Here is a 20,871-nt window from a genome sequence, read left to right as displayed (position 1 = left end):
CCGATGCGTATCATCCTTGTTCACGGCGCCTGGAGCGACGGGCGCACCTGGGAGGCCGTCGCGCCCCTGCTCACCGCGGCGGGCCATGACGTCACCGCCGTCACCCTGCCCGGCCACGGCGCCGACGGAAAGGCGCCGGGCGAGGTCGGGATGGCCGATTACGCCGCCCATGTCGCCGGCATCGCGGCGGAGGGCGCGCCGGCGCTGCTGGTCGGCCACTCGATGGGCGGCATGGTGATCTCGGCGGCGGCCGATCTGGCGCCCGAGGCCGTGCGCAAGCTGGTCTATGTCGCCGCCCTGCTGCCGCGCTCGGGCCAGTCTCTGCTCGACCTGATCAAGACGCAGCAGACGCGCGGCGTTGCCGATGCCGTGCGCCCGGCCGACCAGCCCGGCGCCACCGTTCTGGTGCCGGAGCAGGCGGCGGACGCGCTGTTCCAGGATGCCACGCCCGAGCAGCGGGCGCAGGCGATGACCCGCTTCGTGCCCCAGCCGAACAAGGGTCAGACCGACCGGGTGGACCTGACCGAGGCCCGCTTCGGCAGCTTGCCCCGGGCCTATGTCTTCTGCACCGAGGACCGCACCGTGACATATCCGTTGCAGCAGGCTATGGAGGCCGCGAGCCCCTGTGCCGAGAGGTTCACGCTCGATTGCGGCCACCTGCCGCAACTGACACGACCGGCGGCCCTCTCGGAGATCCTGGCCGCGCTGTGAAGGAAGACCATGTCGAATCCCTGCATCATCTGCGTCGCCATCACCGGATCGGTCCCCCGCAAGGAGGACAACCCGGCCGTTCCCGTCACCATCGCCGAGCAGGTCGAAAGCACCCAGGCCGCCTATGAGGCCGGGGCGTCGATCGCCCATTGCCACGTCCGCAACGACGACCAGACGCCGACCTCGGACCCCGACAAGTTCGCGGCGCTGAAGGAGGGGATCGAGAAGCATTGCCCGGGCATGATCGTCCAGCTGTCGACTGGCGGCCGCTCGGGCGCCGGGCAGGCGCGCGGCGGCATGCTGCCGCTGCGGCCAGACATGGCCTCGCTCTCGGTCGGCTCGAACAACTTCCCGACCCGGGTCTACGAGAACCCGCCCGAGCTGGTCGACTGGCTGGCCTCGGAGATGCTGAAATACGACGTCAAACCCGAGATCGAGGCCTTCGACCTGTCGCACATCTTCCAGGCGGTGAAGATGAGCGCGGACGGCCGGCTGAAGAAGCCGCTCTACATCCAGTTCGTCATGGGCGTGATGAACGCGATGCCGGTCGACAAGGAGGTCTTCGACTTCTACGTGCACACGCTCAAGCGGCTGGCGCCCGACGCGCAATGGTGCGGTGCCGGGGTCGGCGCCGGGCAGATCCTGGTCAACGAATGGTCGATCGCCGCCGGCGGCCACACCCGCACCGGGCTCGAGGATAATGTCCGGCTCGACCGCAACACTTTGGCGCCCTCGAACGCGGCGCTGGTGGAACGGGCGGCGACGCTCTGCGCCAAGTACGACCGGCCGGTCGCCACCCCGGCGCAGGCGCGCGAAATCCTCGGGCTGCGGAGCGCCTGATGCCGGCCTCGCCCCTCGACAGCGCGATGTTCCGCGAGCTGTTCGGCGATGCCGAGGCCGGGCGGCTGTTCACCGACACGGCCGAGGTCCGGGCGATGCTGCTGGTCGAGGGCGCGCTGGCCAAGGCGCAGGGCGGCCTCGGCGTGATCCCCGAGGTCAGCGCCGCCTTCCTGCACCGCGCCTGCCACGAGGTCCAGATCGACCCGGCCGGGCTGGCGGCCCAGACCGGCAATGACGCGGTCTGCGTCCCGGCGCTGGTGGCGGCCACGCGCAAGGCGCTGGAGGCGCCCGAGCATGCGCAATACCTGCATTGGGGCGCGACCAGCCAGGACATCATGGACACCGCCCTGATCCTGCGCCTGCGCCAGGCGCTGGCGATCTGCGAGGCGCGGCTGGTGGTCACCGTCACCGCGCTCGGCCAGCTGGCCCAGGCCCATGCCGGGACGCCGATGACCGGCCGCACCTACGGCCAGGCGGCGACGCCGACCAGCTTCGGCGCCGTGGTCGCGTCCTGGGGGATGCCGCTGATCCGTCACCTCGAGCGGCTGAACGAGCTGCGGCCCCGGCTGCTGACCGTCTCGCTGTCGGGCGCCGCCGGAACCCTGGGCGCGATGGGGGAGAAGGGGCCGGAGGTGCGGGCGGAACTCGCCCGCCTGCTCGGCCTCGCCGATCCGGGCGCGAGCTGGCACGCGACCCGCGACGGCATCGCCGAATGCGCCGGCTGGCTGGCGGGCGTCTCGGCCACGCTCGGCAAGCTCGGCGAAGACCTGGTGACGCTGACCCAATCGGGGATCGAGGAGATCGCCCTGCCGACCGGCGGCGGCTCTTCGACCATGCCGCAGAAGGTCAACCCGGTGGCGCCCTCGCTGCTGGTGGCGCTGGCGCGGCAGGCGGTCGGGCTGAACGCCAATGTGCAGGGCGCAGCGGTCCATCAGGCCCAGCGCGACGCCACCGCCTGGCTGGTCGAATGGATGTCGCTGCCGCAGCTCGTGCTCGGCACCGCCCGCGGGCTGGCCGTGGCGCTGGCGCTGGCCGAGGGGATCGCCCCGCGCACCGACCGGATGCTGGAAACGCTGGAAGGCGGGCTCGGCCTGATCCATGCCGAGGCGCTGTCCTTCCTGCTGGCGCGCGAGATGCCCCGGCCCGAGGCGCAGGCGGCGGTCAAGGCGCTGGCGAAGGAGGCGCGCGCAACCGGCACGCCGCTGGCCGAGCTGGCCGCGCAACGCTGGCCCGGCACCGACTGGGCCGCCGCGCTGGCGCCCGAGGCCCAGCTCGGCCAGGCCCCGGCCGAGGCCCGTGCCTTCGCCGCGATGGCCGCCGCCCTGCCCCGGCCGTCCTGACCCGGCGAAACTGACGTCGCGTCGCGCCCCACCCGACCGCTTCACAGCCCGGCCCGGGCCGCCTAGGCTCCCCGAACTTGCCCGGCCTGCGTAGGACGCCATGCAAAACCGCGCCGCCCTGATCTTCGTGCTGATCACGGTCACGCTCGATTCCATCGGCATCGGGCTGATCTTCCCGGTCATGCCGCAGCTGATCGAGGAAGTGACCGGCGGAGACCTGTCGCAGGCGGCGGTCTGGGGCGGGGTGCTGGCGACCTCCTTCGCGGTGATGCAATTCCTCTTCGGCCCCGTCGTCGGCAACCTCTCGGACCGCTACGGCCGCCGCCCGGTGATGCTGACGGCGCTGGCGGTGATGGCGGCCGACTACCTGGTGATGGCGCTGGCCGGCTCGGTCTGGCTGCTGCTGGCCGGGCGCCTGCTGGCGGGGATCACCGCCGCCACCCATTCGACCGCCGCGGCCTATGTCGCCGACATCTCAGCCCCCGAGGACCGCGGCCGCAACTTCGGCCTGATCGGCGCCGGCTTCGGCATGGGCTTCATCCTCGGGCCGCTGATCGGCGGGCTGCTGGCGGCGCTCGACACCCGCGCGCCCTTCTACGGCGCCGCGCTGATGGCGGCGGCCAACCTGGCGCTCGGCCTCGCCGTCCTGCCCGAGACCGTCACCGACCGCATCCGCCGCCCGTTCAGGTGGTCCCGCGCCAACCCGCTGGGCGCCTTCCGCGCCGCCGGCAAGCTGCCCGGCCTGACCCGGCTGATGGCCGTCTTCCTGCTGCTCTCGGTCGCCGGCTACGTCTACCCGGCGATCTGGGCCTATTACGGCCGCACCCGCTTCGGCTGGGGCGCCGGCACCGTCGGGCTGTCGCTGGCGCTCTATGGCGGGGCGATGATGGCGGTGCAGGCGCTGCTGGTCGGCCCGGCGATCCGCCGTATCGGCGAGGCCCGCGCCGCCTCGGCCGGGATGGCGGTCGACCTCGTCTCGGCCCTGTTCTACGGCGTCGTCACCAGCCCCGTCGCCGCGCTCGCCTTCACGCCCTTTGCCGCGCTCGGCGGCCTCTCGACCCCGGCGCTGCAGGCGCTGGCCTCGCGCGCCGCCCCCGACGATGCCCAGGGCGAGCTGCAGGGCGTGCTGGCCAGCCTGTCGGCCGTCTCGATGATCCTGTCGCCGCTGATCATGACCGCCACATTCTCGGCCTTCACGCGGCCCGGCGCGGCGGTCTATGCTCCCGGGGCGCCCTTCCTGCTGGCGGCTGTCCTGCTGGTCGTTTGCATCCTGCTTCATGTCGCCGGCCCGCGCGTAGCGGCCCCCGAGAAAGACCTAGCCTGAGCCGAAACCATCTGCCCCCGGAAAGAGGAGACCGAGATGCAGAAAATCCGCGCCGCCGTGTGCCACGCCTTCAACGAGCCGCTGGTGATCGAGGAGGTCAACCTGGCCCCGCCCGGCCCCGGCGAGGTCGAGATCACGCTCGACGCCGTGGCGATCTGCCATTCCGACATCTCCTATGCCGAGGGTGCATGGGGCGGCACCCTGCCGGCGGTCTACGGCCACGAGGCGGCGGGCAGGATCTCGGCCACCGGCGAAGGCGTGACCGGCTACAAGCCCGGCGACAGCGTGATCGCCACCCTGATCCAGTCCTGCGGCACCTGCCCGGCCTGCGCCACCGGCCACCCGGTGCGCTGCGAAACCCCGCGCGACAACGATAACGGCCCGCTCAGCATGGGCGACGGCAGCACCCTCGCCCGCGGCCTCAACTGCGGCGCCTTTGCCGAGAAGATGGTGGTCAAGACCAGCCAGATCGCCCCCTACCCGGCCGAGATCCCGGCCTCCTCCGCCTGCCTGCTGTCCTGCGGCGTGATCACCGGCATCGGCGCGGTGGTGAATACCGGCGGCGTCCGCGCCGGCGAGACCGTCGTCGTCATCGGCGCCGGCGGCGTCGGCCTCAACGCCATCCAGGGCGCCCGCATCGCCGGCGCCGGCCGCATCATCGCCGTCGACATGAGCCAGGAGAAACTCGACGCCGCCCGCGACTTCGGCGCCACCGACGGCATCCTCGCCACCGATCCCAAGCCGTGGTCGGCGGCACGCAAGATCACCGGCCGCGGCGCCGATGCCGTCTTCGTCACCGTCGGCGCCATCCCCGCCTACGACACCGCCGCGCGCTACCTCGCCCCCGGCGGCCGGCTGGTGGCCGTCGGCATGCCCCATTCCGGCGCCAAGTCGAATTACGAGCCGGTCATCCTCGCCGCCACCGGCCAGCAGATGGTCGGCTCGCTGATGGGCGACACCGTGCTGGTGCGCGACATCCGCTGGATGGTCGATCTCTACCAGCAGGGCCGGCTCAAGCTCGACGAACTGGTCTCGAACCGCTTCACGCTGGACCAGATCAACGAGGCCTTCGAAAGCACCAAGTCCGGCACCGCCCGCCGCAACGTCATCACCTTCTGAAGGGGCCCCGCCCTTTCATCTTCAGCCAAATATCCTGCGGGGGTCCGGGGGCGCAAAGCCCCCGGCGCTCTCCAACCCGCGAAAGGCCCGTCCCATGCGCCTCGCCGATCTGGAGATCTTCACCGTCGCCCCGCCCGCCCCGGGCTGGGGCGGCCGCTACTGGACCTTCGTCAAGCTGACCACCGATGACGGCATCGTGGGCTACGGCGAATGCTACGCCTCGACCGTCGGCCCCGGGGCGATGAAGGCGGTGATCGAGGATGTCTTCGCCCGCCACATGCAGGGCGAGAGCCCCGAGAACGTCGAACTGATGTTCCGCCGCGCCTATTCCGCCGGCTTCACCCAGCGCCCCGACCCGACCGTGATCGGCGCCTTCTCGGGGCTGGAAATCGCCTGCTGGGACATCGTCGGCAAGGCCCGCGAGCGGCCGGTCTGGGCGCTGCTGGGCGGCAAGATGAACGAACGCATCCGCTCCTACACCTATCTTTACCCGCAGCCAGGCCAGGACGGGGCCGAGTTCTGGGTCAGCCCCGAGATGGCGGCGGAAGCGGCGCGGCACTACGTCGACCTCGGCTTCACCGCGGTCAAGTTCGACCCGGCCGGCCCCTACACGATCCGCGGCGGCCACCAGCCGGCGATGTCCGACATCAGCCGCTCGGTCGCCTTCTGCAGCGCGATCCGCGACGAGATCGGCGACAGGGCCGACCTGCTGTTCGGCACCCACGGACAGTTCACCACCGCCGGCGCGATCCGGCTGGGCCAGGCGCTGGAGCCCTACAACCCGCTGTGGTTCGAGGAACCGATCCCGCCCGACAACCTGCTCGAATTCGCCGAGGTCGCCCGCGCGGTGCGGATCCCCGTCGCCACCGGCGAGCGGCTGACCACCAAGGCCGAATTCGCCACCCTGCTGCGTTCGGGCGGGGCGAAGATCCTGCAACCGGCGCTCGGCCGGGTCGGCGGCATCTGGGAGGCGAGGAAGCTGGCCGCGATCGCCGAGGTGTTCAACGCCGAGATGGCGCCGCACCTCTATGCCGGGCCGGTGGAATGGGCGGCGAACATCCACCTGAGCGCCTCGATCCCCAACCTTCTGATCGCCGAGACGATCGACACCGGCGGCGCCTTCCACCTCGCCCTGATCCAGCATTCGATCACCTGGGAGGACGGCTTCATCATCGCGCCCGAAGCGCCGGGGCTGGGCATCGCCTTCGACGAGGATCTCGCCCGCGCCCATCCCTATGACGGCGACAAGCTGCACCTGGAGATGCAGGAGGCGCCCTGCGACTATGCCAACGGCAACCGCTTCGAGGGCGGCGCACCGTCGTCGGATGCGGGACAGAAGGCGTAGGGCCCGCGCCGGATCGGAGCGCGGGCCGGTCTCCTCAGAAGAACGAGGACGGCCCGGACCCGCCGGAGAAGCCGCAGGCGGCAAGGGTGGTAAGGACCAGTCCGCACAGCACGACCAGACGCATTTTCATGGCTACAACCTCCTGAACCGGGCCGGGATTTCCCCGGCGCTGGTCCCATCATCTGCCGCCACCCGGCAAAGGCAAGCCGCCCCGATGCCGCGGCCCGCCGCCGTCGCTGCCGCGCCACAATCCTTTCGCCCCCCCTTCCCCCCCTTTCGCCACAGGCCGGCCCGCCCTATCTTCGACGCATGTCCCGCACCCTGATCCTCGCCGGGGTCGTCCTGATCCTGTTCGGTCTGCTCTGGGGGCCGATCACGCGGCTCGGCCTCGGCCGGCTGCCCGGCGACATCGTCATCGAGCGGCAGGGTTTCCGGCTCTACATCCCCGTCACCTCGGCGATCCTGGTCTCGGTCGTGCTTTCCGCCCTCCTTGCCCTGATCCGCCACTTCCTGCGCTGAGATGCTCGAGCTGGAGTGCAGCCATAGCCACCTCTATCCCGGCGCCCGCGGCCGGGTGCTGGCAGGGGCGCCCGGCGACGGGCGGGCAACGGACGGGCCGGTGACGCTCGCCTTCGCCGATGGCGGCCGGGCGCAGGGAACGCTGTCGGGCGACCGGCTGAGCCTCCGCCCGCACCTCACCGCCGCCGGGACCCGCGTCGCCGCCCGCGCCTGGCGCATCGCCTTCGAGCCCGGCGCGCCCGGCTTCCGCATCACCGCCCGGCTGGCCGAGGCCGGCGGCTAGAGCCGCTTGGCCACCCGGATCAGCACCAGGAGGATCACCGCGCCGAAGGTCGCCCGCAGCACCGCGGCGACGAAGCCCTGGCCCATGCCCAGCCCCAGCCGCGGCAACAGCAGCCCGGCCAGCACCGCGCCGACGACGCCGATGGCGATGTTGCCGATCAGGCCGAAACCGCCCCCCTTGACGATCTGCCCGGCCAGCCACCCGGCCAGCGCACCGACAATGAGCATGATGAGCAGGCTACCCGGGCCCATGGTTCTCTCCCCGTTTGCGCGGCCTGACGCCGCGGGGGGCAGAGTAGCGGGCGATGACGGCGCGGACAATCCGTGAGCGAGGGGCCGCCGCCACGGGGCGCCATGGGGGCGCTGCCCCCGCCGCGCTTGGCGCGGCTCCCCCGGGATATTTTCACTCAGGTGAATGGGAAAGAAGCCCTGCAGCTTCTTCTTTGCCCAAATACTCCCGCCGGAGGCGATCGGGCGGCGCGGCCGGGCGCGGCCCGTCGATGGCTCAGCCCTTCGGCTTGGGCGTGGCGGCCTTGGGTGCGGCGGCTTCCAGCGCCTCGATCCGGGCCTGCAGCGCGGCGTTCTCCTCGCGCGCCTTCTGGGCCATGGCGCGGACGGCGTCGAACTCCTCGCGGGTCACGAAGTCGCGATCGGCGAGCCAGCGGTCGAGCAGGCTTTTCATCGCCGTCTCGGCCTCGGTCCGGGCACCCTGGGCGACTCCCATCGCGTTGGTCATCAGTTGCGAGAAGTCGTCGAGAATCTTGTTGCGGGTCTGCATGGCTGCCTCCGGTGTGCCTGGCCCCCATATGGCGCCATCGCCGGCGAATCTCAAGGTTGACTTCGCCCCTGCGGCAAAGACAGGTAGCGGCGCAAGGAGGCGCCATGCAGCACTACATCCCGTTCCCGAACATCTCGCCCGAGATCTTCTCGATCACCGTCGGCGGCTTCACCTTCGCGCTGCGCTGGTACGCGCTGGCCTATATCACCGGGCTGCTGATCGGCTGGCGCATCGTCCTCGGGCTGGTCAAGACGCCGCGACTGTGGCCCGGGCACACGGCGCCGATGACGCCGCTGCAGGTCGAGAACCTGCTGACCTGGGTGATCCTGGGCGTCGTGCTGGGCGGCCGGCTGGGCTTCGTGCTGTTCTACGAGCCGGCCTATTACTTCAGCCACCCGTGGGAAATACCGATGGTCTGGCATGGCGGCATGTCGTTCCACGGCGGGCTGCTGGGCGTGCTCACCGCCGGCTACCTGTTCTGCCGCCGGCAGGGCATCCCGATGCTGTCGGCCGCCGACGCGATGGCGGTGGCGACGCCGCCGGGGCTGATGCTGGGCCGGATCGCCAATTTCATCAACGGCGAACTCTGGGGCCGGCCGACGACGATGCCCTGGGGCGTGGCCTTCCCCGGAGCCGCGGCGCAGGATTGTCCCGGCGTCGTCGGCATCTGCGCCCGCCATCCGTCGCAGCTCTACGAGGCGGGAATGGAGGGCGTGCTGCTCGGCCTCCTGCTGCTGTGGCTGGCCTGGCGCAGCGGGGCGCTGCGGGCGCCGGGGCGGCTCTTGGGCGTGTTCCTGACCGGCTATGGCATCGCCCGCTTCGTCGTCGAGTTCTTCCGCCAGGCCGATGCCGAGTTCATCACCGCCAGCGATCCGATGGGCAACGTGATCCAGTTCGGCCATCTCGGCGGGTTCTCGATGGGCCAGGTCCTGTCGCTGCCGATGATCGCGCTCGGCCTCTTCTTCCTGTTCAGGGCGCGGAGGGCGGATTGACCCCGCTGGCCGAGATCCTGACCCGGCGCACCGCCGCATCGGGGCCGATGACGGTGGCCGACTTCATGGCCGAATGCCTGCTGCACCCGCAGCACGGTTACTACGTCAGCCGCGATCCCCTCGGCGCCGGCGGCGATTTCACCACCGCGCCCGAGATCAGCCAGATGTTCGGCGAAATGGTCGGTCTCTGCCTCGCCCAGAGCTGGCTCGACCAGGGCGCGCCGGCGCCTTTCGTCCTGGCCGAGCTCGGCCCCGGCCGCGGCACGCTGATGGCCGACGCGCTGCGGGCGACGAAGGGCGTGCCGGGGTTCCACGCCGCGCTGTCGGTCCACCTGGTCGAGGCCTCGCCGGTGCTGCGCAAGGCGCAGCGTGCGGCGCTGGAGGGCCATGCCGTCACCTGGCACGACACCATCGCGACGCTGCCCGAGGCACCGTTGTTCCTGGTCGCCAACGAGTTCTTCGACGCCCTGCCGATCCGCCAGTTCCTGCGCGACGAGACCGGCTGGCGCGAGCGCATGGTCGGGCTGAGCGACGGCGCATTGAGCTTCGGCCTCTCCGGCCCGGTGGCGCCGGCGGGGCTGGAGGAGCGGCTGGCGGACACCCGGCCGGGCGATCTGGTCGAGACCTGCCCGGCCGCCGCGCCGATCGTCGAACAGCTCGCCGCCCGCATCGCCGGCCATGGCGGGGTGGCGCTGATCGTCGATTACGGCGACTGGCATTCGCTGGGCGATACGCTGCAGGCGCTGCGCTCACATGAATTTGATCCAGTCCTCGCCCATCCCGGCGAGGCCGACCTGACCGCCCACGTCGATTTCGAGGCCCTCGCCCGCGCCGCGCCGGAATTGAACCATTCGAAGCTGACGCCGCAGGGGGTCTGGCTCGAACGGCTGGGAATCACCCCGCGCGCCCAGGCCCTGGCCCAGCGGATGGGCGGCGAGGCGCTGACCGCCCATATCGCCGCACATCGCCGCTTGACCCACCCCGAGGAAATGGGAACGCTGTTCAAGACGCTCGCCCTGTTTCCCAAGGGGGCCCCGCCGCCCGCCGGTTTCGAGCCCGGAAATGATTGAATGACGTTGGAGATTTTGACAGCCGATGCCCTCGCCCCGCTGCGCCACGGGTTCTTTACCCGCAGGGGCGGCGCCTCGTCGGGCATCTTCGCCGGGCTCAATTGCGGCCCGGGCTCGTCCGACCAGGCGGCGGTGGTTGAAATCAACCGCCAGCGCGTGGCCGAGGCGATGGAGGTGTCGTCCGACCACCTGCTGACCGCAAACCAGGTCCATTCCGCCGAGGTCGCGACGCTCACCGAGCCGTTCGCCGAACGGCCGCGCGTCGACGCGATGGTGACGGCGACGCCGGGATTGGCGCTGGGGATCCTGACCGCCGATTGCCAGCCGGTGCTGTTCGCCGATGCCGAGGCCGGGGTGATCGGCGCCGCCCATGCCGGCTGGCGCGGCGCTTTGAATGGCGTCCTCGAGGCGGTTCTGGACGCGATGGAGGCGCTCGGGGCGCATCGGGAAGACACGGTGGCGGTGATCGGCCCGACGATCAGCCAGGCGGCCTACGAGGTCGGGCCCGAATTCCTCGAGACCTTCCTCGCCGAAGACCCGGATTACGGCCGCTTCTTCGCCGGCGGCGAAGGCGACCGGGTGCAGTTCGACCTGCCGGCTTTCGGCCTGCACCGGCTGCGCGAAGCCGGCATCGGCGAAGCGGAATGGATTCGCCACTGCACCTATGCCGCGCCCGAACGGTTCTATTCCTACCGCCGTTCGGTGCATCGGGGCGAGGCCGATTATGGCCGCCTGATCTCGGTCATCCGCCTCTAGCGGCCACGGAATTGCCGCAATCCCGGAAACAATACCGCTGGCAGCTGGCGGGTTGAGCCAGCCGCGCCAACAATTCCGGGACAAGACAGCCCCGCCGCCTTGCCACATTCCGGTCCCGCCGGCGCCCGCCGCTCCGCAAATTTTCCGAACCCGCGCCATCCCGGCGCCCCATTGGACGGTGTATCCTGCCGCCAAGGAAAGACGCCGCGCCCCGCCCGTGCGGCACAGCAAGGAGCCGCCGAATGAAGACCGAACGCCGCTGGATGAAATGGGTCCTGGCCGAAAGCGCACAGGCAGGCCCCGGTGCCCCCGCCCTGCCCTGGCAACGCGGCAACCGCCGCCGCCCGGCCAGCCTGCGCACGGCCAGCCTGCGCACGGCGCCCCGGCCCAAGCCGACGCGGACCGGCGCCGCCCGCTGAGTCTCCAGCCATCGCACCGATTCTCGCGGCCGGGAGGGAAACCTCCCGGCCGTTTCGCATGTCATGCGGCCGTTCCGGCTCCACGATGTCTCGCCAGAAGAAACAATTGCGCAGATCTCGCCGCATTCCGACAAATTCGGAATATATACATGAAATATTTGACTTTTTCCCACAATCCGGGCAGGTTTGAAGAGTGGATAGTCCCCGCGCGCCCTAGGTGGTGCGGGCCACGCCCTCGGCAAATTCGGCCGGACGTCAGGCCCCTCACCCGCTCGTCGCTCCTCTGGCGACGGGCGGGGCTGCGGCGCCTCCTCCCCGTCATCAGACATACGGAACAGGGGTACGGAACAGGGGTAAAGACGCCTGCAACGTCTCCCGGTCGCCACAGATCGACACATATGAGACAACGTCGCGCCAGACACGATCCGGGCCGCGACAGAAAAGTCGAGACGGGGAGAACTCGGCGCCGGCTGCTCAGGCCAGACGGCCGAGTCGTTCTTCCAGAACGTCGAACGGCACGCCCGGCTCGTCCTTGGCGCAGCGGATCACCAGCGAGGTTTTCACCGAGGCCACGTTCTCGGCGGCGGTGAGTTGCTCGGTCAGGAAGCTCTGGAAGGTCGACAGGTCGGGCGCGACGCATTTCAGGATGAAGTCGATCTCGCCGTTCAGCATGTGGCACTCGCGCACCAGCGGCCAGTCGCGGCAGCGCTGCTCGAAATTCGACAGGTCGGCCTCGGCCTGGCTGTGCAGCCGGACCATGGCGAAGACCTGGACCTCGAAGCCCAGCTCGCGCGCGTCGATATCGGCGTGGTAGCCGCGGATATAGCCGGCTTCCTCCAGTGTCCGCACCCGGCGCAGGCAGGGCGGCGCCGAGATGCCCACCCGCTTGGCCAGTTCGACATTCGTCATCCGACCGTCGGCCTGAAGCTCCGCCAGTATCTTGCGGTCGATCGGATCGAGTTTTGCCCCAGCCATTCGAGTTCCCCTGTCATTCGGCGAGAACTTACGCAATCGCCAATCCGTGCGCAATATTATTTCACGGCTGCGCAATTTTGCATTTGGGACCAGATGTCGCGTCCGGTGCGGGCCATCCACCCCTGCCGGGGCTTTCGATTGCCGCCCCGGCGCCCTATATCGGGAAGCGGCAACGAATAGCGAGGGCACCGAGATGGGCGAGACACGCCATACCAAGCTTCTGATCATCGGGTCCGGACCGGCCGGATATACCGCTGCGATCTACGCTTCAAGGGCTATGTTGGAGCCGGTGCTGGTCCAGGGCGTCCAGCCGGGCGGGCAGCTGACCATCACCACCGAGGTCGAGAACTGGCCCGGCGACACCGAGGTCCAGGGCCCCGAGCTGATGGTGCGGATGGAGGCCCATGCCAAGGCGATGGGCGCCGAGGTGATCTCCGACCATATCTCGTCGCTCGACCTGTCCAAGCGGCCCTTCACCGCGATCGCCGACAGCGGCACCACCTATAGCGCCGAGGCGCTGGTGCTGGCGACCGGCGCCCAGGCGCGCTGGCTCGGCCTGCCCTCGGAAGAGAAGTTCAAGGGCTTCGGCGTCTCGGCCTGCGCCACTTGCGACGGCTTCTTCTACCGCGGCAAGGAAGTGGTGGTGATCGGCGGCGGCAACACCGCTGTCGAAGAGGCGCTGTTCCTGACCAACTTCGCCTCCAAGGTGACGCTGATCCACCGCCGTGACAGCCTGCGCTCGGAGAAGATCCTGCAGGACCGGTTGTTCAAGAACCCCAAGGTCGAGGTGCTTTGGAACCATGTCGTCGAGGAGGTCGTCGGCGACGAGGAGCCGCTCGGCGTCACCGGCGTCCGGGCCAAACATGTCGAGACCGGCGAGATCACCGAGGTGCCCTGCGCCGGCTTCTTCGTCGCCATCGGCCATGCCCCGGCCTCGGAACTGGTCAAGGACCAGCTCGAGCTGCACATGGGCGGTTACGTCAAGGTCGAGCCGGGCAGCACCCGGACCTCGGTGCCCGGCGTCTTCGCCGCCGGCGACCTGACCGACCACACCTACCGCCAGGCCGTCACCTCGGCCGGCATGGGCTGCATGGCGGCGCTCGATGCCGAACGCTGGCTGGCCGAGAACGAAACCGAAGCGGCGCCCGAGCCGGCGACGGCCTGAAACCCGTCTCCAACGCCGTGGTACGGGGCGCCCTCAGGGCGCCTCGACTTCCTTTGCGGCCCCCTTTTTCGCGAACAATAGGCCTGACATGCCCGCGACACAGACTACGAGGTTCCAACCCGCCTCCGCAGCCGGGCATAATTGCCTCATTTCTTGCCAAACGCCCTGTTTCGCCTTGAAAAGGTCCAGACAGCGGGGCTAAGCCCCGGGGCATATGCCGCGAAGCGAACGCACCGCATTTCCGTTTGAGAAAGCCGAGAGCACAGATGTCGATGTCGAATCTTACGCCGATCCCAGAACTTTACGTCTCCGCCGAATCCGCCCAGAAACTGAAGGCCGAAGCCGGCGCCCTGCCGTCCTGGGATCTCACCCCGCGCCAGATCTGCGACCTCGAACTGCTGATGAACGGCGGCTTCTACCCGCTCAAGGGCTTTCTGACCGAGGCCGATTACGACGGCGTCGTCGAGAGCATGCGCATGGCCGACGGCAGCCTGTGGCCGATGCCGATCACCCTCGACGTCAGCGAGAAATTCGCCGAGGGCATCGAGCCGGGCCAGGACATCGCGCTGCGCGACCAGGAGGGCGTGATCCTCGCCATCCTCTCGGTCACCGACAAGTGGGAGCCGAACAAGGCGAAGGAGGCCGAGAATGTCTTCGGCGCCGACGACCTCGCCCATCCGGCGGTCAACTACCTGCACAACACGGCCGGTAAGATCTATCTCGGCGGCCCGGTCACCGGCATCCAGCAGCCGGTGCATTACGACTTCAAGGCCCGGCGCGACACGCCGAACGAGCTGCGGGCCTATTTCCGCAAGCTGGGCTGGCGCCGCATCGTCGCCTTCCAGACCCGCAACCCGCTGCACCGCGCCCACCAGGAGCTGACCTTCCGCGCCGCGAAAGAGGCCCAGGCCAACCTGCTGATCCACCCGGTCGTCGGCATGACCAAGCCCGGCGATGTCGATCACTTCACCCGGGTGCGCTGCTACGAGGCGGTGCTGGACAAGTACCCGGCCCAGACCACCCAGCTCAGCCTGCTGAACCTGGCGATGCGCATGGCCGGCCCGCGCGAGGCGCTGTGGCACGCCATGATCCGCCGCAACCACGGCTGCACCCACATGATCGTCGGCCGCGACCATGCCGGCCCCGGCAAGAACTCGGCGGGCGAGGATTTCTACGGCCCCTATGACGCCCAGGACATGGTGCGCAAGCACCAGGACGAGGTCGGCATCGAGATGGTCGACTTCAAGCACATGGTCTATGTCCAGGAACGCGCCCAGTACGAGCCCGCCGACGAGATCGAGGAAGGCGTCACCGTGCTCAACATCTCGGGCACCGAGCTGCGCCGCCGCCTGGCCGAGGGGCTGGAAATCCCCGATTGGTTCTCGTTCCCCGAAGTGGTTTCCGAGCTGCGCAAGACCCGGCCGCCGCGGGCCCAGCAGGGCTTCACCGTCTTCTTCACCGGCCTGTCCGGCTCGGGCAAGTCGACGGTGGCCAACGCGCTGATGGTCAAGCTGATGGAGATGGGCGGCCGCCCGGTGACGCTGCTCGACGGCGATGTCGTCCGCAAGCACCTGTCGTCCGAGCTCGGCTTCTCGAAGGAACACCGCGACATCAACATCAAGCGCATCGGCTATGTCGCCAGCGAGATCACCAAGAACGGCGGCATCGCCATCTGCGCCCCGATCGCGCCCTACACCGCCACCCGGCGCGCGGTGCGCGAGATGATCGAGCAATACGGCGCCTTCGTCGAGATCCACGTCGCCACCTCGCTGGAAGAGTGCGAGCGCCGCGACCGCAAGGGTCTCTACAAGCTGGCGCGCGAGGGCAAGATCAAGGAGTTCACCGGCATCTCCGACCCCTACGAGGCGCCGGGCAATGCCGAACTGGTGCTCGACACCGAGAATGTCGAGGTCGACCACTGCGCCCACCAGGTGCTGCTCAAGCTCGAGGCGATGGGGCTGATCAAGGGCTGACCACGGCCCCTGCCCCGGAAATACCCCCGGAAATACCGACGCCCCGGTCCGCAACGGCCGGGGCGTTTCGTTTTCTGCAGATATGACTTCTGCAGATATGACGCGGCACGGGGACGCCAGGCGCGGAGAGCGGGCTCAGTGCACGCTCACCGGCGCCATGTCGTTCTGGCGCGCCAGGATGAAGGCAAGCTTGCGGTCGCGCACCAGCGCGATGCGCTCGCCATGGCTGTCATGCACGGCATAGAGGGTTTCCAGCCCGCCGGCCTGCTCCTGCACCTCTGCGGGAAGGCTGTCCACCGCCACCGGGCGGACATAGACGATCTGCCGGCCTTCCTCGGTTTCCGGTCCGAATTCATATTTCACATCCATCGAAACCTCCTTAGGCTTTCGTGATCTGGATCTTCTGCACCACGGCCTCGGGAACCGCCCGCTCGAGATCGACATGCAGCAGGCCGTTCTCCATCGCGGCCCCCGACACCTCGACCCCGTCGGCCAGCACGAAGCTGCGCTGGAACGCCCGTGCGGCGATGCCGCGATGCAGGAAGACGCGGTCCTCCGCATCCTCGCCCTGGCGGCCGCGGATCACCAGTTGGCGGTCCTCGACGGTGATCGCCAGGTCTTCCTCGCGGAAGCCGGCCACGGCCAGGGTGATGCGATAGGCGTTCTCGCCCGACTGTTCGATGTTGAACGGCGGATAGCCCTCGTTCGCGCCCTTGGCGCTGCTCTCGACCAGGCGGTCGAGCTGTTCGAAGCCGAGGAGGAACGGATGCGATCCGAAGGTCAGTTTGGTCATCAGGCCATGCCCTTGCGTGAAGCGACAGTGCAACGCGGCCCCATTGCGGCGACCGCATTCCTAATATGGGTCGCGCGCCGGGCCGCCGCAAGGGCTGCCCCCGGTCCCGGAACCGCCCTCGAGGGCGATACCGGGTTCAGATCGCTTCTTATTCGCACCGAACCGGTCTATATTGGAATTCCTTGGAATCACTGCCTCCGGCATCCCGATGAACGCCCCGTCAGAACTGAACACAGAGGAAGTGCTGCGCGTCGAGCTCGAAGTGCTGCGGCGCGAGCATCGCGATCTCGACGAGGCGATCGACGCGCTCCAGACCTCGGGCCGCGGCGACCAGCTGACCCTGCGCCGGCTGAAAAAGCAGAAGCTGGGGCTGAAGGACCGGATTTCGCGGCTGGAAGACAAGCTGACCCCCGACATCATCGCCTGAACGGCCCCGCGACCTTCAGCGCCGCGCCCGCCCGGTCCGCGCCCTTGCTCCCGACGCCTGCCCGGCTATAGTGCGCGCTCCATCCAGAGGGGGGCGCGACAGCACCATGGCGGACGTGAAAGTGGGCATCATCATGGGCAGCCAGTCCGACTGGCCGACGATGAAGGAAGCGGCCAGCGTGCTCGACGAGCTGGGCGTGGCCTACGAGGCCCGGATCGTCTCGGCCCACCGCACCCCCGACCGGCTGTGGCGCTATGGCAAGGAGGCCGTGGAGCGCGGGCTCCAGGTCATCATCGCCGGCGCCGGCGGCGCCGCCCACCTCCCCGGGATGATGGCCTCCAAGACCCGGGTGCCGGTGATCGGCGTGCCGGTCCAGACCCGGGCGCTGTCGGGCGTCGACAGCCTCTATTCCATCGTCCAGATGCCCAAGGGCTTCCCCGTCGCCACCATGGCGATCGGCGCCGCCGGGGCGGCCAATGCCGGGCTGATGGCCGCCGGCATCCTGGCGCTGAACGACCCGGCGCTGGCTGCGCGGCTCGACGCCTGGCGCGCGGCGCTCTCGGCCTCGATCCCGCAGGAGCCCTCGGATGACTGAGATGCTCGCCCCCGGTGCCACCATCGGCATTCTCGGCGGCGGACAGCTCGGCCGCATGCTCTCGGTCGCCGCCGCTCGGCTCGGCTTCCGTTGCCATATCTACGAGCCCGGCGCCAACCCGCCGGCGGCCGACGTCGCCCATGCCGTGACCACCGCCCCCTATGACGACGCGGCGGCGCTGACCGCCTTCGCCGAGGCGGTCGACGTCATCACCTACGAGTTCGAGAACATCCCGACCGCGGCGCTCGACCTGCTTGAGGCGCAGCGCCCGATCCGCCCCAACCGCCGCGCCCTCGCGGTCAGCCAGGACCGGATCTCCGAGAAGGATTTTCTCAGCGGTCTCGGCCTTGCCACCGCCCCCTACCGCGCGGTGACCGACGCCGCCGAGCTCGATGCCGCGCTGGAAGCGATCGGCACGCCCGCGATCCTGAAAACCACCCGGCTGGGCTATGACGGCAAGGGCCAGGCCCGGATCGACGCGCCCCAAGACGCCGCCGCCGCGCTGGCGGCGATGAACGGCGCCGCCGCGGTGCTGGAAGGCTTCGTCGATTTCAGCCACGAGGTCAGCGTCATTGCCGCCCGCGGCCTGACCGGCGAGGTCGCCGCCTATGACCCGGGCGAGAACGTCCACAGGTCCGGCATCCTGCACACGACAACGGTGCCGGCCCGCCTGACCCCGGCGCAACGCAGCGACGCGGTGCTTCTGGCCGCCCGCATCCTCAACGATCTCGACTATGTCGGGGTGATGGGGGTCGAGCTGTTCGTCACCCCCGCCGGGCTGATCGTCAACGAGATCGCGCCGCGGGTGCACAATTCCGGCCACTGGACCCAGAACGGCTGCGCCGTTGACCAGTTCGAACAGCATATCCGCGCCGTCGCCGGCTGGCCGCTGGGCGACGGCGCACGCCATTCCGACGTGGTTATGACCAACCTGATCGGCGACGACATCGAGCAGGTGCCGCAGCTCGCTCGCGAACCGATGACGGCGCTGCATCTCTATGGCAAGGCCGCGGCCCGGCCGGGCCGCAAGATGGCCCATGTCAACCGCATCACCGGTCCCGCCCCGCGCTGATCGCCCTTTCATCTTCACTCAAATATCCCGCGGGGGTCCGGGGGCGCGAAGCCCCCGGCCCTGCCGCCGGGCCCGCGGTCAGGGTTTCAGCCGCATCACCGTCCCCTTGACGGTCGGGTTGTGATCGAAGGCGCCGCTCTTCAGGAAGGCGATGGTCTCGGCAATCACCAGCGGGTTGAACATCATGAAGGTGTGGCTGACCGGCAGGGTGATATGGTCGTCCATGCCGACGATCCGGGTGCTGTCGACCGACACCTTGCCGTCGTCCTGGCCCGCGATCACCGAGGAATAAAGTGGGTTCAGCGACCGGTCGCCGGCAATCACGCCGAGGTCGAAATGCGGGTAGCCCAAGGTGTTGGGCAGCGAATCCGGCCCGGTGCCCAGCTGCAGCCCGGCCGGGCCGTTGATCCAGCGGAACGGGCCCAGGTCGCCGAAGGCGTCGACCAGTTCCGAGCCGTGATTGGGCGGGGCCAGCATCACCACCCGCCCCATCTTCTTCGGCCGATGCTCGGCCAGCCAGGCCCGGACCAGGATGCCGCCCATCGAATGGGTGACGAAATGCACCCGCGCGTCGCCGCATTCCGCCACCGCCGGGCCGACATGCTTTTCCACCAGCTCGGCGATCGGGGCCCGGGTCGAGGGATAGGCGCGGTTGACGACGCGGTAGCCCTGCTTTTCCAGCGCCGCCTTCATCGCCAGCATCGAGTTGGAACTCCGCGCCAGCCCGTGCAGCAGCACGACGCAGTCGCCCGCGGCGGCGGCGGACTTGGCGAAGGGCAGCAGCGACAGCAGGGCGAGAAGCAGGGCACGCATGGCTCGAAGATAAGTCCGGCGCCATCGCTTTGCGAGGGGCATGGACAAAGCCCGCGCCCGGCGCCAGTCTGTCCGGCCAGAACCGCCGATCCACCGGAGAGCCGCCGCATGAGCCGCGCATTCGTCAAGGAGGACGGGCCCGACAACGAGCCGCTGCCCGACCTGCCGATCAGCCCGCATCCGAACTACGTCACCCCGTCGGGGCTGGCGGCGCTGCGCGCCCGGTTGGCCGAGACCCAGGCCCGGCTGGCCGGGCTGCGGGCCCGGGCCGAGCGGCTGGACAAGCTGCCCGAAGCGGCGGCCGAGCGCGACATCCGCTATCTCGAGGCGCGGCTGAAAAGCGCGATCCTCGTCGACCCGGCCCGGCAGCCGGCGGCTGAGGTCGCCTTCGGCGCCACCGTGACGGTCGAGGACGAGGACGGCCAGGCGCGGCAGTTCCGCATTGTCGGCGAGGACGAGGCCGCGGCCGGCAAGGGCTGGATCACGGCGCAGTCGCCGCTGGCCCGGGCGCTGATCGGCAGCGGCGTGGGCGACGTCGTCGAATGGCGCCGGCCCGGCGGCACGGTCGAGCTCGAGATCACCGCGATCCGCTACGATTGAGCCGCAGCAGCGACAGGCCGATCCCGCCCAGCACCAGCAGCGCGGCACCGGTGAAGCGCAGGGTCAGGGTTTCGCCGAGGAAGAGCGCCCCGCCGGCCATGGCGATCAGCGGCACGGTGAGCTGGGCGACGGCGGCGATGGTCGCCGGCAGCTCGGGCAGCACCCTGTACCACAGCGCGTAGCCGAGGCCAGAGGTCACCACGCCCGAGGTCAGCGCCAGCCCGATGCCGGGCGCGGTCAGCGGCGCGCCGTCGGGGACGAGGAGCAGCGCGGCAAGGCCGAGCGGCACGGCAAGGGCGAAATTCGCCGCCGTCGCCGCCAACGAGTCGGAGGCGCCGCGGCCGCGCAGCGAATAGAGGCCCCAACCGACCCCGGCCGCCGCCATCAGCGCCGCGCCCAGCGGCGCCGGGGCATCGTGGCCGCCGGGCCAGAACAGCCAGGCGAGCCCGGCGAAGGCCAGCGCCGCCCCGGCCCAGCGTCGCGGCGGCACCGGCTCGCGTGCCAGCACCGCGCCGGCGAACATGGTGATCTGGACCGCGCCGAACAGGATCAGCGCCCCGATCCCGGCATCGAGGCTGAGATAGGCGTAGGAGAAGCCGAGCACATAGACCGCCAGCGCGGCGACAGCGGCCCAGCGGCCGCTCTCGGCCAGCGGCAGCCGGCGGCCGCGCAGCGCGACCAACGCCGCCAGCGCGACGGCACCCGAGCCGAGCCGCAGCGCCGCGAAGGCCGAGGGGCCGATCGCCCCGTCGGCCAGCGCCAGCCGGTTGAGCACCGAATTGGCGGCGAAGGCGATCATCGTCAGCGTGGTCAGGACAAGCAGGCGCATGCGCCCAGACTGCCCCGCCGCGGCACCGGGCGCAATCCGCGACCGCGCGCCCCACACCGCGCTCCGCCGGCAGGGCATCCGGCCATGAAAAAGGGGACCCGAAGGCCCCCTTTCCCGTTCCGTCATGCGACGGG

The 20,871-nt window shown here is 69.9% G+C and carries 25 protein-coding genes; 18 read left to right on the top strand and 7 right to left on the bottom strand.

The annotated features are described in order from the left end of the window. The first annotated feature begins 3 nt into the window (after nt 1-3). From ACFOES_RS18640 to ACFOES_RS18605, 8 genes are all read left to right on the top strand, one after another. The gene (locus tag ACFOES_RS18640) at nt 4-711 is read left to right on the top strand and encodes an alpha/beta fold hydrolase (RefSeq protein ID WP_377834884.1); all 708 of its coding nucleotides are present in this window, start codon (nt 4-6) and stop codon (nt 709-711) included. A gap of 9 nt (nt 712-720) precedes the next feature. Further along, nucleotides 721-1,551 carry a BKACE family enzyme gene (locus ACFOES_RS18635; RefSeq protein WP_377834883.1) on the top strand — a complete coding sequence of 277 codons (831 nt, stop codon included), beginning with the start codon at nt 721-723 and terminating at the stop codon, nt 1,549-1,551. Next, nucleotides 1,551-2,891 (top strand): class-II fumarase/aspartase family protein, encoded by a 1,341-nt coding sequence (locus tag ACFOES_RS18630; RefSeq protein WP_377834882.1) that lies wholly within the window; start codon nt 1,551-1,553, stop codon nt 2,889-2,891. The genes ACFOES_RS18635 and ACFOES_RS18630 overlap by 1 nt, the downstream gene beginning before the upstream one ends. Before the next feature lie 100 nt (nt 2,892-2,991). Further along, a complete protein-coding gene (locus ACFOES_RS18625; protein WP_377834881.1) occupies nt 2,992-4,215 on the top strand; it encodes an MFS transporter in 1,224 nt (407 codons plus the stop codon). A 36-nt stretch (nt 4,216-4,251) separates the two neighbouring features. Beyond that, nucleotides 4,252-5,334 carry a Zn-dependent alcohol dehydrogenase gene (locus ACFOES_RS18620; RefSeq protein ID WP_377834880.1) on the top strand — a complete coding sequence of 361 codons (1,083 nt, stop codon included), beginning with the start codon at nt 4,252-4,254 and terminating at the stop codon, nt 5,332-5,334. Nucleotides 5,335-5,428: 94 nt separating this feature from the next. Continuing rightward, on the top strand, nt 5,429-6,679 hold the full coding sequence (locus ACFOES_RS18615; RefSeq protein WP_377834879.1) for a mandelate racemase/muconate lactonizing enzyme family protein: 1,251 nt from the start codon (nt 5,429-5,431) through the stop codon (nt 6,677-6,679). A gap of 309 nt (nt 6,680-6,988) precedes the next feature. Continuing rightward, a complete protein-coding gene (locus ACFOES_RS18610; RefSeq protein WP_377834878.1) occupies nt 6,989-7,198 on the top strand; it encodes a DUF2905 domain-containing protein in 210 nt (69 codons plus the stop codon). 1 nt (nt 7,199) lies between these two features. Continuing rightward, a complete protein-coding gene (locus ACFOES_RS18605) occupies nt 7,200-7,481 on the top strand; it encodes a hypothetical protein (RefSeq protein WP_377834877.1) in 282 nt (93 codons plus the stop codon). On the opposite strand, the gene ACFOES_RS18600 is transcribed toward ACFOES_RS18605, so the two are convergent. Together ACFOES_RS18600 and ACFOES_RS18595 are read right to left on the bottom strand one after the other, a co-directional pair. Beyond that, nucleotides 7,478-7,732: a GlsB/YeaQ/YmgE family stress response membrane protein gene (locus ACFOES_RS18600; protein WP_377834876.1), complete on the bottom strand. Its 255-nt coding sequence runs from the start codon at nt 7,730-7,732 to the stop codon at nt 7,478-7,480. The two genes, ACFOES_RS18605 and ACFOES_RS18600, sit on opposite strands and share 4 nt — an antisense overlap. A 253-nt stretch (nt 7,733-7,985) precedes the next feature. Next, nucleotides 7,986-8,258 (bottom strand): accessory factor UbiK family protein, encoded by a 273-nt coding sequence (locus tag ACFOES_RS18595; RefSeq protein WP_377834875.1) that lies wholly within the window; start codon nt 8,256-8,258, stop codon nt 7,986-7,988. A gap of 104 nt (nt 8,259-8,362) precedes the next feature. Here ACFOES_RS18595 and lgt point away from each other — a divergent pair, with 104 nt between their 5' ends. The 4 genes from lgt to ACFOES_RS18575 all read left to right on the top strand — a co-directional run bounded on the left by lgt (nt 8,363) and on the right by ACFOES_RS18575 (nt 11,495). Further along, on the top strand, nt 8,363-9,250 hold the full coding sequence (gene lgt, locus ACFOES_RS18590; RefSeq protein ID WP_377834874.1) for a prolipoprotein diacylglyceryl transferase: 888 nt from the start codon (nt 8,363-8,365) through the stop codon (nt 9,248-9,250). Next, nucleotides 9,247-10,320, top strand: a complete 1,074-nt coding sequence (locus ACFOES_RS18585; protein WP_377834873.1) for a class I SAM-dependent methyltransferase — start codon at nt 9,247-9,249, stop codon at nt 10,318-10,320. Before lgt ends, ACFOES_RS18585 begins: the two co-directional genes overlap by 4 nt. Further along, a complete protein-coding gene (pgeF, locus tag ACFOES_RS18580; protein ID WP_377834872.1) occupies nt 10,321-11,076 on the top strand; it encodes a peptidoglycan editing factor PgeF in 756 nt (251 codons plus the stop codon). Between the two features lie 242 nt (nt 11,077-11,318). Further along, nucleotides 11,319-11,495 (top strand): hypothetical protein, encoded by a 177-nt coding sequence (locus ACFOES_RS18575; protein WP_377834871.1) that lies wholly within the window; start codon nt 11,319-11,321, stop codon nt 11,493-11,495. Nucleotides 11,496-11,969: 474 nt separating this feature from the next. Here the strand turns inward: ACFOES_RS18575 and ACFOES_RS18570 are convergent, their stop codons facing one another. Then, complete coding sequence (locus ACFOES_RS18570) at nt 11,970-12,470, bottom strand: Lrp/AsnC family transcriptional regulator (RefSeq protein ID WP_377834870.1); 501 nt, start codon at nt 12,468-12,470, stop codon at nt 11,970-11,972. A 193-nt stretch (nt 12,471-12,663) separates the two neighbouring features. On the opposite strand from ACFOES_RS18570, the gene trxB reads away from it, so the two are divergent. After that, a complete protein-coding gene (gene trxB, locus ACFOES_RS18565) occupies nt 12,664-13,635 on the top strand; it encodes a thioredoxin-disulfide reductase (RefSeq protein ID WP_377834869.1) in 972 nt (323 codons plus the stop codon). Between the two features lie 266 nt (nt 13,636-13,901). Beyond that, complete coding sequence (locus ACFOES_RS18560) at nt 13,902-15,608, top strand: bifunctional sulfate adenylyltransferase/adenylylsulfate kinase (protein WP_377834868.1); 1,707 nt, start codon at nt 13,902-13,904, stop codon at nt 15,606-15,608. Between the two features lie 135 nt (nt 15,609-15,743). Here ACFOES_RS18560 and ACFOES_RS18555 read toward each other — a convergent pair whose 3' ends face one another. Together ACFOES_RS18555 and ACFOES_RS18550 are read right to left on the bottom strand one after the other, a co-directional pair. After that, nucleotides 15,744-15,977, bottom strand: a complete 234-nt coding sequence (locus tag ACFOES_RS18555) for a DUF1150 family protein (protein WP_377834867.1) — start codon at nt 15,975-15,977, stop codon at nt 15,744-15,746. Between the two features lie 10 nt (nt 15,978-15,987). Continuing rightward, a complete protein-coding gene (locus ACFOES_RS18550) occupies nt 15,988-16,401 on the bottom strand; it encodes an Hsp20 family protein (protein WP_377834866.1) in 414 nt (137 codons plus the stop codon). Nucleotides 16,402-16,609: 208 nt separating this feature from the next. Here ACFOES_RS18550 and ACFOES_RS18545 point away from each other — a divergent pair, with 208 nt between their 5' ends. From ACFOES_RS18545 to ACFOES_RS18535, 3 genes are all read left to right on the top strand, one after another. Beyond that, nucleotides 16,610-16,828 carry a YdcH family protein gene (locus ACFOES_RS18545; protein WP_377834865.1) on the top strand — a complete coding sequence of 73 codons (219 nt, stop codon included), beginning with the start codon at nt 16,610-16,612 and terminating at the stop codon, nt 16,826-16,828. A gap of 106 nt (nt 16,829-16,934) precedes the next feature. After that, nucleotides 16,935-17,423, top strand: coding sequence for a 5-(carboxyamino)imidazole ribonucleotide mutase (purE, locus tag ACFOES_RS18540; protein ID WP_377834864.1), 489 nt, complete (start codon nt 16,935-16,937; stop codon nt 17,421-17,423). Further along, a complete protein-coding gene (locus ACFOES_RS18535) occupies nt 17,416-18,495 on the top strand; it encodes a 5-(carboxyamino)imidazole ribonucleotide synthase (protein WP_377834863.1) in 1,080 nt (359 codons plus the stop codon). The genes purE and ACFOES_RS18535 overlap by 8 nt, the downstream gene beginning before the upstream one ends. A 78-nt stretch (nt 18,496-18,573) precedes the next feature. Here ACFOES_RS18535 and ACFOES_RS18530 read toward each other — a convergent pair whose 3' ends face one another. Next, nucleotides 18,574-19,308, bottom strand: a complete 735-nt coding sequence (locus tag ACFOES_RS18530) for an esterase/lipase family protein (protein WP_377834862.1) — start codon at nt 19,306-19,308, stop codon at nt 18,574-18,576. A gap of 108 nt (nt 19,309-19,416) precedes the next feature. Here ACFOES_RS18530 and ACFOES_RS18525 point away from each other — a divergent pair, with 108 nt between their 5' ends. Further along, a complete protein-coding gene (locus tag ACFOES_RS18525) occupies nt 19,417-19,908 on the top strand; it encodes a GreA/GreB family elongation factor (RefSeq protein ID WP_377834861.1) in 492 nt (163 codons plus the stop codon). Here the strand turns inward: ACFOES_RS18525 and ACFOES_RS18520 are convergent. Continuing rightward, nucleotides 19,886-20,737, bottom strand: coding sequence for a DMT family transporter (locus tag ACFOES_RS18520; RefSeq protein WP_377834860.1), 852 nt, complete (start codon nt 20,735-20,737; stop codon nt 19,886-19,888). The two genes, ACFOES_RS18525 and ACFOES_RS18520, sit on opposite strands and share 23 nt — an antisense overlap. Nucleotides 20,738-20,871: the final 134 nt, after the last annotated feature.

The sequence above is a fragment of the Acidimangrovimonas pyrenivorans genome (genome assembly GCF_042643245.1).
GTDB classification, from domain to species: Bacteria; Pseudomonadota; Alphaproteobacteria; order Rhodobacterales; family Rhodobacteraceae; genus Acidimangrovimonas; species Acidimangrovimonas pyrenivorans.
The sequence above is the reverse complement of the archived record's forward strand: the minus strand, read 5'-3'. Positions and strand labels throughout refer to the sequence as shown.